The sequence below is a fragment of the Microvirga lenta genome, from assembly GCF_020532555.1.
Taxonomy (GTDB): domain Bacteria; phylum Pseudomonadota; class Alphaproteobacteria; order Rhizobiales; family Beijerinckiaceae; genus Microvirga; species Microvirga lenta.
Map to the genome: position 1 here is coordinate 141,456 of NZ_JAJBBR010000009.1, position 12,371 is coordinate 153,826.

The 12,371-nt window shown below is 64.5% G+C and carries 11 protein-coding genes; 7 read left to right on the top strand and 4 right to left on the bottom strand.

The window, feature by feature from the left end:
• Positions 1 to 43: 43 nt before the first annotated feature.
• The 3 genes from alaS to LGR44_RS15410 all read left to right on the top strand — a co-directional run bounded on the left by alaS (position 44) and on the right by LGR44_RS15410 (position 4,256).
• A complete protein-coding gene (gene alaS, locus LGR44_RS15400) occupies positions 44 to 2,695 on the top strand; it encodes an alanine--tRNA ligase (protein ID WP_226741595.1) in 2,652 nt (883 codons plus the stop codon).
• An 11-nt stretch (positions 2,696 to 2,706) separates the two neighbouring features.
• The gene (locus tag LGR44_RS15405; RefSeq protein WP_226741596.1) at positions 2,707 to 3,873 is read left to right on the top strand and encodes a cyclic nucleotide-gated ion channel; all 1,167 of its coding nucleotides are present in this window, start codon (positions 2,707 to 2,709) and stop codon (positions 3,871 to 3,873) included.
• A gap of 89 nt (positions 3,874 to 3,962) precedes the next feature.
• A complete protein-coding gene (locus LGR44_RS15410; RefSeq protein ID WP_226741597.1) occupies positions 3,963 to 4,256 on the top strand; it encodes a PilZ domain-containing protein in 294 nt (97 codons plus the stop codon).
• Between the two features lie 5 nt (positions 4,257 to 4,261).
• On the opposite strand, the gene LGR44_RS15415 is transcribed toward LGR44_RS15410, so the two are convergent.
• A complete protein-coding gene (locus tag LGR44_RS15415) occupies positions 4,262 to 4,516 on the bottom strand; it encodes a hypothetical protein (RefSeq protein ID WP_226741598.1) in 255 nt (84 codons plus the stop codon).
• 227 nt (positions 4,517 to 4,743) lie between these two features.
• Here LGR44_RS15415 and LGR44_RS15420 point away from each other — a divergent pair, with 227 nt between their 5' ends.
• The gene (locus LGR44_RS15420) at positions 4,744 to 6,720 is read left to right on the top strand and encodes a vWA domain-containing protein (RefSeq protein WP_226741599.1); all 1,977 of its coding nucleotides are present in this window, start codon (positions 4,744 to 4,746) and stop codon (positions 6,718 to 6,720) included.
• A 257-nt stretch (positions 6,721 to 6,977) separates the two neighbouring features.
• Positions 6,978 to 8,513, top strand: coding sequence for a calcium-binding protein (locus LGR44_RS15425; protein ID WP_226741600.1), 1,536 nt, complete (start codon positions 6,978 to 6,980; stop codon positions 8,511 to 8,513).
• Between the two features lie 138 nt (positions 8,514 to 8,651).
• On the opposite strand, the gene LGR44_RS15430 is transcribed toward LGR44_RS15425, so the two are convergent.
• The 3 genes from LGR44_RS15430 to LGR44_RS15440 form a co-directional block, all read right to left on the bottom strand.
• Positions 8,652 to 9,119, bottom strand: coding sequence for a GFA family protein (locus LGR44_RS15430; protein WP_226741601.1), 468 nt, complete (start codon positions 9,117 to 9,119; stop codon positions 8,652 to 8,654).
• Positions 9,120 to 9,158: 39 nt separating this feature from the next.
• A complete protein-coding gene (locus LGR44_RS15435; protein ID WP_226741602.1) occupies positions 9,159 to 9,344 on the bottom strand; it encodes a hypothetical protein in 186 nt (61 codons plus the stop codon).
• A gap of 147 nt (positions 9,345 to 9,491) precedes the next feature.
• A complete protein-coding gene (locus tag LGR44_RS15440) occupies positions 9,492 to 10,706 on the bottom strand; it encodes an NADP-dependent isocitrate dehydrogenase (protein ID WP_226741603.1) in 1,215 nt (404 codons plus the stop codon).
• A 420-nt stretch (positions 10,707 to 11,126) separates the two neighbouring features.
• Between LGR44_RS15440 and LGR44_RS15445 the strand changes: the two genes are divergently transcribed.
• Positions 11,127 to 11,423, top strand: coding sequence for a hypothetical protein (locus LGR44_RS15445; RefSeq protein WP_226741604.1), 297 nt, complete (start codon positions 11,127 to 11,129; stop codon positions 11,421 to 11,423).
• Between the two features lie 165 nt (positions 11,424 to 11,588).
• Entirely contained in the window at positions 11,589 to 12,323 is a 735-nt protein-coding gene (locus LGR44_RS15450; RefSeq protein ID WP_226741605.1) for an RNA methyltransferase, read from the top strand.
• Positions 12,324 to 12,371: the final 48 nt, after the last annotated feature.

Sequence of the window (12,371 nt, forward strand, 5' to 3'; positions counted from 1 at the left end):
CCTTTTCGGGCCTCAATGGCCCAAACTCCGAGCACCAGAACCCATGAGCGGCGTCAACGAAATCCGGTCGACCTTCCTCGATTACTTCGCCAAGAACGGCCACGAGGCCGTGGCGTCGAGCCCCCTCGTGCCGCGCAACGATCCGACCCTGATGTTCACCAATGCGGGCATGGTGCAGTTCAAGAACGTGTTCACCGGCGCCGAGAAGCGGCCCTACACCCGGGCGACCACGGCGCAGAAATGCGTGCGCGCCGGCGGCAAGCACAACGACCTCGACAATGTCGGCTACACCGCCCGGCACCACACCTTCTTCGAGATGATGGGCAACTTCTCGTTCGGCGACTACTTCAAGGAAACCGCCATCGAGCTGGCCTGGAACCTGATCACGAAGGAATACGGCCTCACGAAGGACCGGCTCCTGGTCACCGTCTACCACGACGACGACGAGGCGGCGGATCTGTGGAAGAAGATCGCCGGATTCACGGATTCCAAAATCATCCGCATCCCGACCTCGGACAATTTCTGGCAGATGGGCGATACCGGCCCCTGCGGCCCGTGCTCCGAAATCTTCATCGACCAGGGCGAGGCCCTGTGGGGCGGGCCTCCCGGCAGCCCGGACGAGGACGGCGACCGGTTCCTGGAATTCTGGAACCTCGTCTTCATGCAGTACGAGCAGATCGAGCCCGGCAACCGCATCGCCCTGCCCAAGCCCTCCATCGACACCGGCATGGGCCTGGAGCGCATGTCCGCGATCCTGCAGGGCGTGCACTCGAACTACGACACGGACCTGTTCCGCACCCTCATCGAGGCGGTGGCCCATGCCACCGGCGTGGCGCCGGAAGGCGACCGCAAGGCTTCGCACCGGGTGATCGCGGACCACCTTCGCGCCTCGTCCTTCCTGGTGGCGGACGGCGTGCTGCCGTCGAACGAGGGCCGCGGCTACGTGCTTCGCCGCATCATGCGCCGCGCCATGCGCCATGCGCAGCTCCTCGGCGCCCGCGACCCGCTCATGTACCGCCTCGTGCCCGCCCTGGTGCGCGAGATGGGGCAGGCCTATCCTGAGCTGATCCGCGCCGAGGCGCTGATCACCGAGACCCTGCGCCTGGAGGAGACCCGCTTCCGCAAGACCCTGGAGCGCGGCCTGTCGATTCTCGACGAGGAGACCCGCGACCTCGCCAAGGGCCAGAACCTGTCCGGCGAGACGGCCTTCACCCTCTACGACACCTACGGCTTCCCGCTCGACCTGACCCAGGACGCTCTCAAGCCCCGCGGCATCGGCGTCGATACGGATGCGTTCAAGGCCGCCATGGAGCGCCAGCGCGAGAAGGCCCGCGCGGCCTGGTCGGGCTCCGGCGAGGCGGCGACCGAGACCGTCTGGTTCGGCATCAAGGAACGCACCGGCGCGACCGAGTTCCTCGGCTACGACACCGAGACCGCCGAGGGCGTCGTGCTGGCGCTGCTGAAGGACGGGCAGGAGGTCCAGGAGCTGAAGGCCGGCGAGACCGGCCTCGCGGTCCTCAACCAGACCCCGTTCTACGGCGAGTCCGGCGGCCAGGTGGGCGATACGGGCACCATGCAGGGCGAGGGCGCGCGGGTTCGCGTCACCGGCACCGAGAAGAAGCTCGGCGACCTCTTCGTGCATCACGTCACCGTCGAGCACGGCACCCTGAAGCTCAATCAGGCGCTCGAGCTCGAAGTGGATCACACGCGCCGCGCCGCGGTGCGCGCCAACCACTCGGCCACCCATCTCCTGCACGAGGCCCTGCGCCAGGTGCTGGGCGATCACATCGCCCAGAAGGGTTCGCTCGTGGCGCCCGACCGCCTGCGCTTCGACTTCAGCCATCCCAAGCCCATCGAGGACGACGAGCTCCAGACCGTCGAGGACCGGGCCAACGACGTGCTGCTCCAGAACGAGCCGGTGGTCACCAAGCTCATGGCCGTCGACGAGGCCATCGAGTCCGGCGCCCGCGCGCTCTTCGGCGAGAAGTACGGCGACGAGGTTCGCGTCGTCTCCATGGGCAAGGGCGACGGCAACCGGGCCTTCTCGGTGGAGCTCTGCGGCGGCACCCATGTGAACCGCACCGGCGATATCGGTCTCATCGCCATCGTCAACGAAGGCGCGGTGGCGGCGGGCGTGCGCCGCATCGAGGCCATGACGGGCGACGCGGCCCGGCGCTACCTGACCGAGGAAAGCCGTCGCCTGCGCCAGATGGCCGGCCTGCTGAAGACCCCCGTCGACGAGGCGGCGGACCGTCTCGCGGCGCTGCTCGAGGAGCGGCGCAAGCTCGAACGCGATCTCTCCGAGGCCCGGCGCAAGCTCGCCATGGGCGGCGGCACCGGCGGCGAGGATCCGATCCGCGAGGTCGGCGGCGTCAAGCTGATGGCGCGTGCGGTGTCGGGCGTCGAGATGAAGGACCTCAAGAGCCTGGCCGACGAAGGCAAGCGGCGCCTCGGCTCCGGCGTGGTCGCCATCGTCGGCGTGGCCGATGACGGCAAGGCCGGCATCGTGGTCGGCGTGACCGAGGACCTGACGAGCAAGCTCGACGCGGTCGCGCTGGTTCGCGTCGGCTCCGAAAAGCTCGGCGGCAAGGGCGGCGGCGGACGCCGCGACATGGCCCAGGCCGGCGGCCCCGACGGGGCCCAGGCCGAAGCCGCGCTGGCCGCTATCGAGGCGGCGCTCACGAACGCCGCCTGAGGACGGCCGCCGTGCCGAGAAAGCATCCGCTTCCGGCGCGGCGCAGGCTTTACGAGATCCTGGAACGGAGCAGCGTGAACGATCCCTTCGTTCGCGCTCTCCACTTCTTCCTGATGCTGCTGATCGTGGTGAATGTCACGGCGGTGGTGCTGGAAAGCGTGCCGTCCCTGCGCGATGCCTATCGTCCGCTCTTCATGGTCATCGAGATCGTCAGCGGCGTCATCTTCACGGTGGAATGCGCGGCCCGTCTCTGGTGCGCGCCGGAGCACACGCCCTGGCGCCATCTTCCGCCCTGGCGGGCGCGCCTGCGCTGGCTGGTGCACCCGCAATCCATCGTGGATTTCCTGGCCATCGTGCCGTTCTACCTGATCTTCTGGGACATCGGGGGCTTGCGCGCCTTCCTGCTCCTGCGTCTTTTCCGCTTCTTCAAGCTGGCCCGCTACTCGCTCGGCCTCACGAGCCTCATCGACGCGATCTATTCGGAGCGCCGCGCCCTCGTGGCTTCCGGCGTAATCCTCGTCGGCACGGTGCTGCTCGCCGCCTCCGCCATGAATCTCGTCGAGCGCGACGTGCAGCCGGACAAGTTCGGCACGATTCCCGACGCCATGTATTGGGCGATCATCACGCTCACCACCGTGGGCTACGGAGACGTCATTCCCGCGACGCCGCTCGGGCGGGTGATCGCCAGCATCACGGCGGTCGCGGGCCTCGTCATGCTCGCCCTGCCGGTGGGCATCATCGCCAGCGCCTTCTCGCGCGAGATCCACCGGCGCGACTTCGTCATCACCTGGAGCATGGTGGCGCGCGTTCCGATCTTCTCGGATCTCGACGCGGGCGAGATCGCCTCGGTGATGCACTCCCTGCGCTCCCAATCCTGCGAGGCCGGCGAGATCGTCGTCCGCAGGGGCGACGAGGCCCATTCCATGTACCTGATCGCATCCGGCGAAGTGGAGGTGCTGCTGCCGGGCGAGACCGTCAGGCTGGGGCCCGGAGACTTCTTCGGCGAGGCCTCGGTCCTGCGCCGCCGCCGCCGCGGCGTGACCGTGAGGGCGGCCACGCCCTGCAAGCTTCTCGTGCTCGATGCGGAGGATCTGCACCGGCTGATCGATTCCAATCCTGCCATGGCCTCGCATATCGACGAGGTGAGCCAGTCGCGCGGCGGCGACAGGGCTGTCTGACGCGACCTTCGCGAAATTGACGGTGCCGTGCCCTGTGGTAGCATCCCGCCGCTTCTGGACCTGTTGCCCGACGAGATGGCGTTGATCGAATGAGCAGTGATGGCGGGAGGGTCGACCTCCGCAAGAACAAGCGCACTCAGACGCGGCAGGAAGGGCGGATCTTTCTCAAGCGCGGGACCGTGGTCCATTGCATGGTCACGGACCTGTCCCAGGCCGGGGCGAAGCTCACCCTGACCAAGTCGCAGCACCTGCCCGAAACCTTCGACCTCGTCATTCTCGGAAGCGATTTCCGCACCATCCCGTGCGATCTGCGGTGGCAGAAGGGCAACGTTGCCGGCGTCGCGTTCCGCAGCCGCAGCGGCGCGGATCAGCTGCTGACGTAAGCCGGTTACCGGAGCGCCGCCTTCGACTGCCGCATGCAGTTGCGGACATAGTCCTTCCGGGCCGCCTTGACGCTGTCCTGAACCGCGGCGCTGCGTGTCACGCCGTTATCCCTCACCCTGTAGGCAAGCCGCGCTTCCTGCCGGCAGATCTGTCTCTGTGCTTCCCTCTCGGGAGAGCGCTGCCTTCCCCGTTCCTGCGCCGACGCTTCCAGGGACGGGAGACCGACGGCGGCAATCGCGACGATCAAGAGAGCACGCATATCCACCTCCTGCTGATCGGGCCCGAAGGGTAAGCCCGGTGGAGGCGGGTGGCGACAGGCCAAAAGGGGTTAAGGATCGAGCCAATGCACGTCAAAGGAAGATCGACACCCTGTCAGGCCGGTTTCGCAGAAATCTCCGTCGCAAGACCTGTGATATTCGACGGAGGTTGACTTGACGGAAGCTACAACATCCCCGAAGGCTCGGACGACATTCGGGATACGTTACAATGAGACTGTACTTCGCCGCGCCCCTCGCTCTTCTCGGCAGCATCTTGGCCGGCACGCCAAGTATGGGTCAGGACCGTAACGTACCGCCCACCGTGCTCGTCATCGATGCCTCGAACAGCATGTGGGGCCGTATCGACGGGAAGCCGAAGATGGAGATCGCGCGCGATGCGGTCTCGTCGCTGCTGGACGGCCTGCCGAAAGGCGCGCGCCTCGGCATCGTCGCCTATGGTCACCGCCGTGCGGGGGATTGCGGCGACATCGAACGCATCCTGCCGGTCGGGGCCGTCGACAGGGATCGGGTGCAGGCGGTCGCGGGCCGCCTCACGCCCCGCGGCAAGACGCCGATCACCGCATCGCTGAAGGAGGCGGCCGGGCTGCTCGAACCCGGCAAGTCTGGCAGCGTCATCATTCTCACGGACGGCATCGAGACCTGCAGCGGCGATCCTTGCGCCCTGGCCGAGGAGCTGAAGCGCAGGAATGCGGGCTTCGTTGCCCACGTGATCGGCTTCGACGTCTCGGCCGTGGAGCGCCCGAAGCTCTCCTGCATCGCGGAGCGGACGGGCGGCGCCTTCCTGGCGGCGTCCAACGCGGGCGAGCTCGGTCAGGCCCTGAAGACGACGGCGCAGGCCAAGGCAAAGCCCGCCGTCGCCACCCGCGCGATTCCCCTCGAAGCCACCGACGGCGGACGCCCCGTCGCGGAGGCGAAGTTCACCGTCCTGCGCGGCGGCGATGCCGGCGCCGTGGCGGATGGCGTATCGGGCTCCGTGAACCTGGCGCCGGGCCGCTACCGCGTCTCGGCCGCGACGGCTGCGAAGACGGGGCAGACCGAGGTCGAGGTCACCAAGGCGGCACCGGCGAAGATCGTCGTCGCGCTCTCCGGCGAATTGCCGAAGGCAAGCCTCAAGCCGGCAAAGTCCAGCGCTCCGGCCACGGGCGAGATCGAGGTGAGCTGGACCGGCCCGGACGGCAAGGGCGACTACATCGTCTTCGCGCGCCCGGACGGCGCGACCCTGGAGACGCGCCATTACAGCTACACGAAGGACGGTAATCCCCTGAAGGTGCGGGTGCCCGGGGAGCCGGGCGAATACGAGCTGCGCTACGTCTCCGATGCCAGCGGCGCGGTCCTCGCCCGGGCGAAGGTGACCGCCACGCCGGTTACGGCCACCATCGACGCTCCTGCCAATGGTGTGGCGGGTTCCGAAATCGCGATCAATTTCGAGGGCCCGAACGCGAACGAGGATTGGGTCGGCCTGGTGAAGGCGGGCGCCGCCGTGGACACCTACGAGACCGGAGCCTGGGTCTATGCCAGCAACGGCTCCCCGGCGCGTCTACGCCTTCCTGCCGAGCCCGGCCTGTACGAGGCCCGCTACATCTCCGGCCTCGACCCGCGAATCCTGGCCACGAAGCCGGTGGAGGTGACGCCCGCCAGCGCCACGGTGACGGCGCCTGCCCGCGGCATGGCGGGCACGAGAATTCCGGTCCGCTTCACAGGGGCGGGAGGCGGCGACACCTTCATCGGCGTGGTGAAGAAGGGCGCCGAAGAGGGCACATGGATCGCCGGAGCCTACGAGCGTCCGGAGGGAGAACAGGTAATGGTGCGTCTGCCGAGCGAGCCCGGCGCCTACGAGATGCGCTTCGTGATGGAGGCCAACGGCACCTACAAGGTTCTCGCCTCGACGCCCGTCGAGGTGGAGCCTGCCGTCGGGTCCGTTTCCGCGCCGGAGAGCGTGGCGGCGGGCAGCGAGGTGGCAGTCGCCTTCACCGGCCCGAAGGGCGACGGCGACTACATCACCATCGTGCCCACGGGCGCCGCGCCCGATGCCTATACGGACTTCCGCACCGTGTCCCCGGACGAATCCTCCGTCACGCTGCCGGTGCCCGAGGAGCCCGGCTCCTACGAGGTGCGCTACGTCATGACAGCGCCGGGAGAGGCCGGAAGCCTCGTGATCGCCCGCAAGCCGCTGAAGGTGGAGTAGGAGCGGGACTTGTTCGGGAAGGGCTTACCAAGCGGAGCTGAAACTGGAGTGCGGATGAGCCTGGAAAATCTAGGCTCTCGTCACGATGATGTGCTGAAATGTGAAGCTTTAATAGTATTTATGACGATCTTCTCTCTTGTGCAAAACACCAGAGATTGGATCGGGGGAAGTTGCGACACTGCGTCACCTGCACATGTGTAACGTTACAACCTATAGGAAATTCCGTGTGAAAAGCACTATATTCTTATGGGGCAGTTATGCAGAACTACGATCCAGCCACTCATCTTCACATCGGAAATTTTGACGGTGACCGGCTCCATGCCGGCGTCGGCCAATCCGTCAAGCTCGATGCCGGCTATAAGGCTTATTTCTCAAACCAGTATACGGTCACCGAGTACGTTAATGGGCATATTACCCAGATGGGAATGAACGGCCCGGCGCTCCGCCTCGACGAACTAAGCATTAAAATCGATGGTGCAAGCGAGTTCGATACCCTGTCCGTCGGAACTTCGTCGACGATCCGCTTCTCCAATGGCCTGAATGCCGGCAGCGAGGTTCGTTATGTCGGGAGGGGGTATGATTTCGTAGTCGGTACTGTCGCTGAAGGTTCGAGTTCGGACAATCTGGTCGTTAAAGTCATCGAAACCCTGCCGCTCGGCTATGTTGGCCACATTATCGGTGCGCTGAATTACACCAACACTGCCACCGATCAGACTTACAGCGCTCAGCGCGACATCCTTGTCTCCCTGCGCACTAAGGATGGAGTCGAGGTTGGCGGCAAGGCGGGTCTATCAGTATCATCGGGCGCGCCTGTCACCTATTACAGCAGTGGTGACGAAACCATCGTCGGCACCGATGGCAATGACACGTTCTACTACCAAGGCCGAGAAGCGCCTGGAAGCTCCAACTTGGACTCCATTGATGGACGTGGTGGACACGACACCCTGTACATCCAGGCAAACGGCGAAGTCGATCTGGGACAAGTCCGGAATATCGAGCAGATCATAGGGACCGAGGGACGTAATAGGTTCATGATCGACGTGGAAGAACTTGCCAGCCTTAAGGTCGTCGACCTCAAGGGAAGCACTGACAATTCGGATGGCATACAGGACGGTTTTCACGTGAGTGGCAGCGACATTGACCTGCAGGAGGTGGCTCTTCACGGCGTCGAGCACATCACCGTTCGGGCTGTCGATATCGCTGGAGCGTGCGTTGTAAAGGTTGATGACGTCAAAGTCGCCCAAACCGTTTGGTCCCTAGGTGATCATTCCACTCTCGTGCTGACGAAGGGCAGCTTCACGTCCGCTCAACGCGCTGAGATGTACGGTCACAACTTCAAGAGCATCATCTCTCCGGAGGCCCAGGCTTTTGTCGATACGTTTGGTACGGCAAAGCGGGATGTTCTTAGAGGTGGATCCGGAGATAACGTTCTCAATGGCGGTGGCGGCAACGACCTCCTGTCCGGCAAGAGCGGGCGGGACGTGTTCATCTTCGATAATAATCTCAGCAAGAAGCGCAACGTCGATAAGATCATGGACTACAGCGCCAAATCGGATACGATTCAGCTCGATCAGGACATCTTCGATAAAATCGCCAAGTCGGGCGCACTGTCCAAGTCGGCATTCTACAAGGGCGTCAAAGCCCATGACCGAAGCGATCGCATCATCTACGACGACAAGAAGGGTGCGCTCTATTACGATGCGGACGGAACCGGCAAGATAGATGCTGTTCAGTTTGCGACACTGACCAATAAGGCCAAGCACGTCACGGAAAAGGACTTCTTCATTGTCTAAGGCGGCGTAGCGTCGACCCTTCTCTTGGGGCACTTGGATAGTGTATTCAGGTGCCCCGGCATTGCGAGTTGTACTGACGGTGTGTCACTGCGCTGGCGCTCCACCCCGTAGGTTCGTTCGATGTAGAGAGCCTGAAGTCTAGTCGTGGTCCGGATGCTGGCGGGATTTCATCTTCGCCAGGTCGGCTGGCGTTGCGGAATCCTCCGTTCTCTCGCCTTCGAGCAGATGCAGGGTGTCGAAGGCGGGGAGGCGGCTCTCGATGCCGTATTGGATCTCGGGTTGCACTCGACCCGGCTCGTCCAGGCTTCCGATCGATACGCAGATGCGGTCCTGCTCCACGTAACGGAAGGTCAGCGGCGTTCCGCAGTCGCGGCAGAAACCCCGCTCGACCGCTTCCGAACTCCGGAAGGTGCCGAGCGTCCCCTTCGTCCAGACGATGTCCCGGTTCGGCACGCCGGTCAGGGGGGCGAAGTAGTTACCGAAGGCCTTCTGGCACATCCGGCAATGGCAGATGCTGGCATGGGTCGGCTCGGACATCAGCGCATAGCGCACCGCGCCGCATTGGCAGCCGCCGGTCATGACCGGGCGCGTTTCCTGTTCCGACATCCGCTCCTCCCTAGGGTGCGCCGTCCGAGTCGTTCCCTCTCAGGTCGAAGGCGAGACGGCCGCTCTGAGTTCTTCTACGGTCACGCCGGTCTTGAAGGCAATCGCCCGGAGCGTGGCGTCCTCGTCCCAGGGCTGCCCGCCGGTCCGCGCCTCGTCGAACAGGCGCCGATATTCCCTGACAGCATAATCGAGGGTGCTGCCGCCTGAGGCTCTGTCGTCGGTCATTCCGGAAAATCCTTCCTTGCGAGGGCTCACAGGCCAATATCTGGCACGCTCCGATCCTGCGGCAAGGCTGGCGGCGCTTCGGCGGCGAAAGCAAAAAAATGGCCGGGACGAACCCGGCCATTCTCGATTTCTACGGGAGGAAACGGCTTAGGCCGCCATCGCCTTCTTGAGGTTCTCGTCGATCTTGTCGAGGAAGCCGGTGGTGGAGAGCCACTTCTGCTCGGCGCCGACCAGAAGCGCGAGGTCCTTGGTCATGTAGCCGGACTCGACCGTGTCCACGCACACCTTTTCGAGGGTCGTGGCGAAGCGGGCGAGTTCGGCGTTGTCGTCGAGCTTGGCGCGATGGGCGAGGCCGCGGGTCCAGGCGAAGATCGACGCGATGGAGTTGGTCGAGGTCTCCTTGCCCTTCTGGTGCTCGCGGTAGTGGCGGGTCACGGTGCCGTGGGCGGCTTCCGCCTCGACGGTCTGGCCGTCCGGCGTCATCAGCACGGAGGTCATGAGGCCGAGCGAGCCGAAGCCCTGCGCGACCGTGTCGGACTGCACGTCGCCGTCGTAGTTCTTGCAGGCCCAGACATAGCCGCCCGACCACTTGAGCGCCGAGGCCACCATGTCGTCGATGAGGCGGTGCTCGTAGTGGATGCCGGCGGCATCGAACTTCTGCTTGAACTCGTTCTGGTAGATTTCCTCGAAGATGTTCTTGAAGCGACCGTCATAGGTCTTGAGGATGGTGTTCTTCGTGGAGAGGTAGACCGGGTACTTGCGGTTAAGGCCGTAGTTGAGCGACGCGCGGGCGAAGTCGCGGATCGACTCGTCGAGGTTGTACATCGCCATGGCGACGCCGGCATCGGGGAACTTGAACACTTCCTTCTCGATGACCGTGCCGTCCTCGCCCTCGAACTTGATGGTCAGGCGGCCCTTGCCGGGCACCTGGAAATCGGTGGCGCGGTACTGGTCGCCGAAGGCGTGGCGGCCGACGATGATCGGCTGGGTCCAGCCCGGAACGAGGCGCGGCACGTTCTTGCAGATGATCGGCTCGCGGAAGATCACGCCGCCGAGGATGTTGCGGATCGTGCCGTTGGGCGACTTCCACATCTCCTTGAGGCCGAACTCCTTCACGCGGGCCTCGTCCGCCGTGATGGTGGCGCACTTCACGCCGACGCCGTACTGCTTGATGGCGTTGGCCGCATCGACCGTGACCTGGTCGTTGGTGGCGTCGCGGTTCTCGATGGAGAGGTCGTAGTACTTCAGGTCGATGTCGAGATAGGGGTGGATCAGCTTCTCTTTGATGAAGTGCCAAATAATGCGGGTCATCTCGTCGCCGTCGAGTTCGACGACCGGATTGGCAACCTTGATCTTCGCCATGATCTCACCTTGAACGTTGAGCGGGAACCGGACCTGCCGGACGGCAGGCTGTCTGACGCGGCCTATAGCGCGGCTGGGCTTCCGGGGGAAGCGGTGTCGGGCCGGGAAATAAGTTCAATCCGAGAGCCGTACTTGAATTCAGGCCTGTTCCCATGCCGGCTATGGGGAAGCCGGTCTGCGAAGGAGTGCAGGACTTCCGGGAATCGCGACGGCATGCGCCGGCCCCTCTAGGCGCTGACGTTTATATAATATAATAACATATTAATCTATCCGGGGATCTCTCAAGGAGGTCTTCTCACATCTTGTGTGCTTCCGCACCGTCACGAGCTGAAAATTGTCCTGAAGCTTGGCCGGCACCGGAAGCGCGCACGTCGCGCGGGATCGCCGGTGCGAGGCAACAACGAACTGACAGGGACACACATGCGTCTTGCAATCGCCATCGGAGCCGCCGCGCTCGCTCTCACCCTCGCAGGCTGCCAGACAGCCGAACAATCCATGGCCAGCGCGGAATCCGTCTGCCTGGAGACGGGCCTGAAGCCCGGCACGAAAACCTATCAGCGCTGCGTCAATGCCGGCTACCGCAACAACGTGGCCCAGTCGAACGCGGCCGCCAACCAGGCGGCTGCCGGCGCGGCTGCGGCTGCGATCGGCGGCGCGGTGCTCGGCGCGGCCACGGCGCGTCCCTACTACTACCATTGCGGCTGGGGCTGCTGGTAACGGCGTTCCAGAAGAGAACGAGCGGGCCTCCTGGCGAGAAAGCCTCCCGGGAGGCCCTTTTGCATTCAGGGAGGTGTCCCCGGCCTGCGGAGGCTGGCGGCTGCAGCGTCTTGGCGCTAAGGGAGTGGTTTGCGACGCCACCGGCGTCATGCTCGAAACCCGCCCATGATGAACCCCATCATCATCCTCGTCGAGCCCCAGCTGGCCGAAAACATCGGCATGGTCGCCCGCGCCATGGCGAATTTCGGCCTGTCGGAGTTGCGCCTCGTGTCGCCCCGCAACGGCTGGCCGAAGAAGGGCGCCCATTCGGCGGCGTCGGGCGCGGTCCACGTGCTGGAAGGCGCCAAGCTCTACGACACCGCCCGTGAGGCCATCGCCGACCTGAACTACGTCTTCGCGACCACTGCCCGGGAGCGGGGGCAGATGAAGCGGGTCTTCGCACCGGAAGCCGCCATGGCCGAGACCAGGGCGAGGATCGGGGCGGGGCAGGGGGTCGGCATCCTGTTCGGGCGCGAGCGGACGGGGCTCGAGAACGACGAGATCTCTCTGGCGGATGCCATCGTCACCTTCCCGGTCGATCCGAAATTCTCGTCCCTCAACCTGGCGCAGGCCGTGCTTCTCATGTCCTACGAATGGCAGAGGGCCAGGACCGGCGGCGCGCTGCCCTTCACGGGCGAGAGACTCTCTCCCCCTGCAAAGCGGGAGATGGTGGTCTCCTTCTTCGACTATCTCGAAGCCGAGCTCGAGGCGGTGAACTTTTACCCGGCGGACAAGAAGCCGATCATGGCCCGGAACATGCGGGACATGTTCCACCGGCTCGAGATGAGCGAGCAGGACGTGCGCACGCTCCGTGGGGCGATTCGTGCCCTTGCCGAAGGACGCAGATTGAGAAAGCCTTAAAGATCTTCTGATTTAATGTTGCCGAGTGCATCCTGCGCTTGGCCTTTA

What these genes read in the sequence shown, in the direction of transcription:
- LGR44_RS15445 (WP_226741604.1), top strand. Translation starts at nt 11,127, where the DNA reads ATGCGTCTTGCAATCGCCATCGGAGCCGCCGCGCTCGCTCTCACCCTC.
- LGR44_RS15425 (WP_226741600.1), top strand. Translation starts at nt 6,978, where the DNA reads ATGCAGAACTACGATCCAGCCACTCATCTTCACATCGGAAATTTTGAC.
- LGR44_RS15420 (WP_226741599.1), top strand. Translation starts at nt 4,744, where the DNA reads ATGAGACTGTACTTCGCCGCGCCCCTCGCTCTTCTCGGCAGCATCTTG.
- LGR44_RS15430 (WP_226741601.1), bottom strand. Translation starts at nt 9,119, where the DNA reads ATGTCGGAACAGGAAACGCGCCCGGTCATGACCGGCGGCTGCCAATGC.
- LGR44_RS15450 (WP_226741605.1), top strand. Translation starts at nt 11,589, where the DNA reads ATGATGAACCCCATCATCATCCTCGTCGAGCCCCAGCTGGCCGAAAAC.
- LGR44_RS15440 (WP_226741603.1), bottom strand. Translation starts at nt 10,706, where the DNA reads ATGGCGAAGATCAAGGTTGCCAATCCGGTCGTCGAACTCGACGGCGAC.
- LGR44_RS15410 (WP_226741597.1), top strand. Translation starts at nt 3,963, where the DNA reads ATGAGCAGTGATGGCGGGAGGGTCGACCTCCGCAAGAACAAGCGCACT.
- LGR44_RS15435 (WP_226741602.1), bottom strand. Translation starts at nt 9,344, where the DNA reads ATGACCGACGACAGAGCCTCAGGCGGCAGCACCCTCGATTATGCTGTC.
- LGR44_RS15415 (WP_226741598.1), bottom strand. Translation starts at nt 4,516, where the DNA reads ATGCGTGCTCTCTTGATCGTCGCGATTGCCGCCGTCGGTCTCCCGTCC.
- alaS (WP_226741595.1), top strand. Translation starts at nt 44, where the DNA reads ATGAGCGGCGTCAACGAAATCCGGTCGACCTTCCTCGATTACTTCGCC.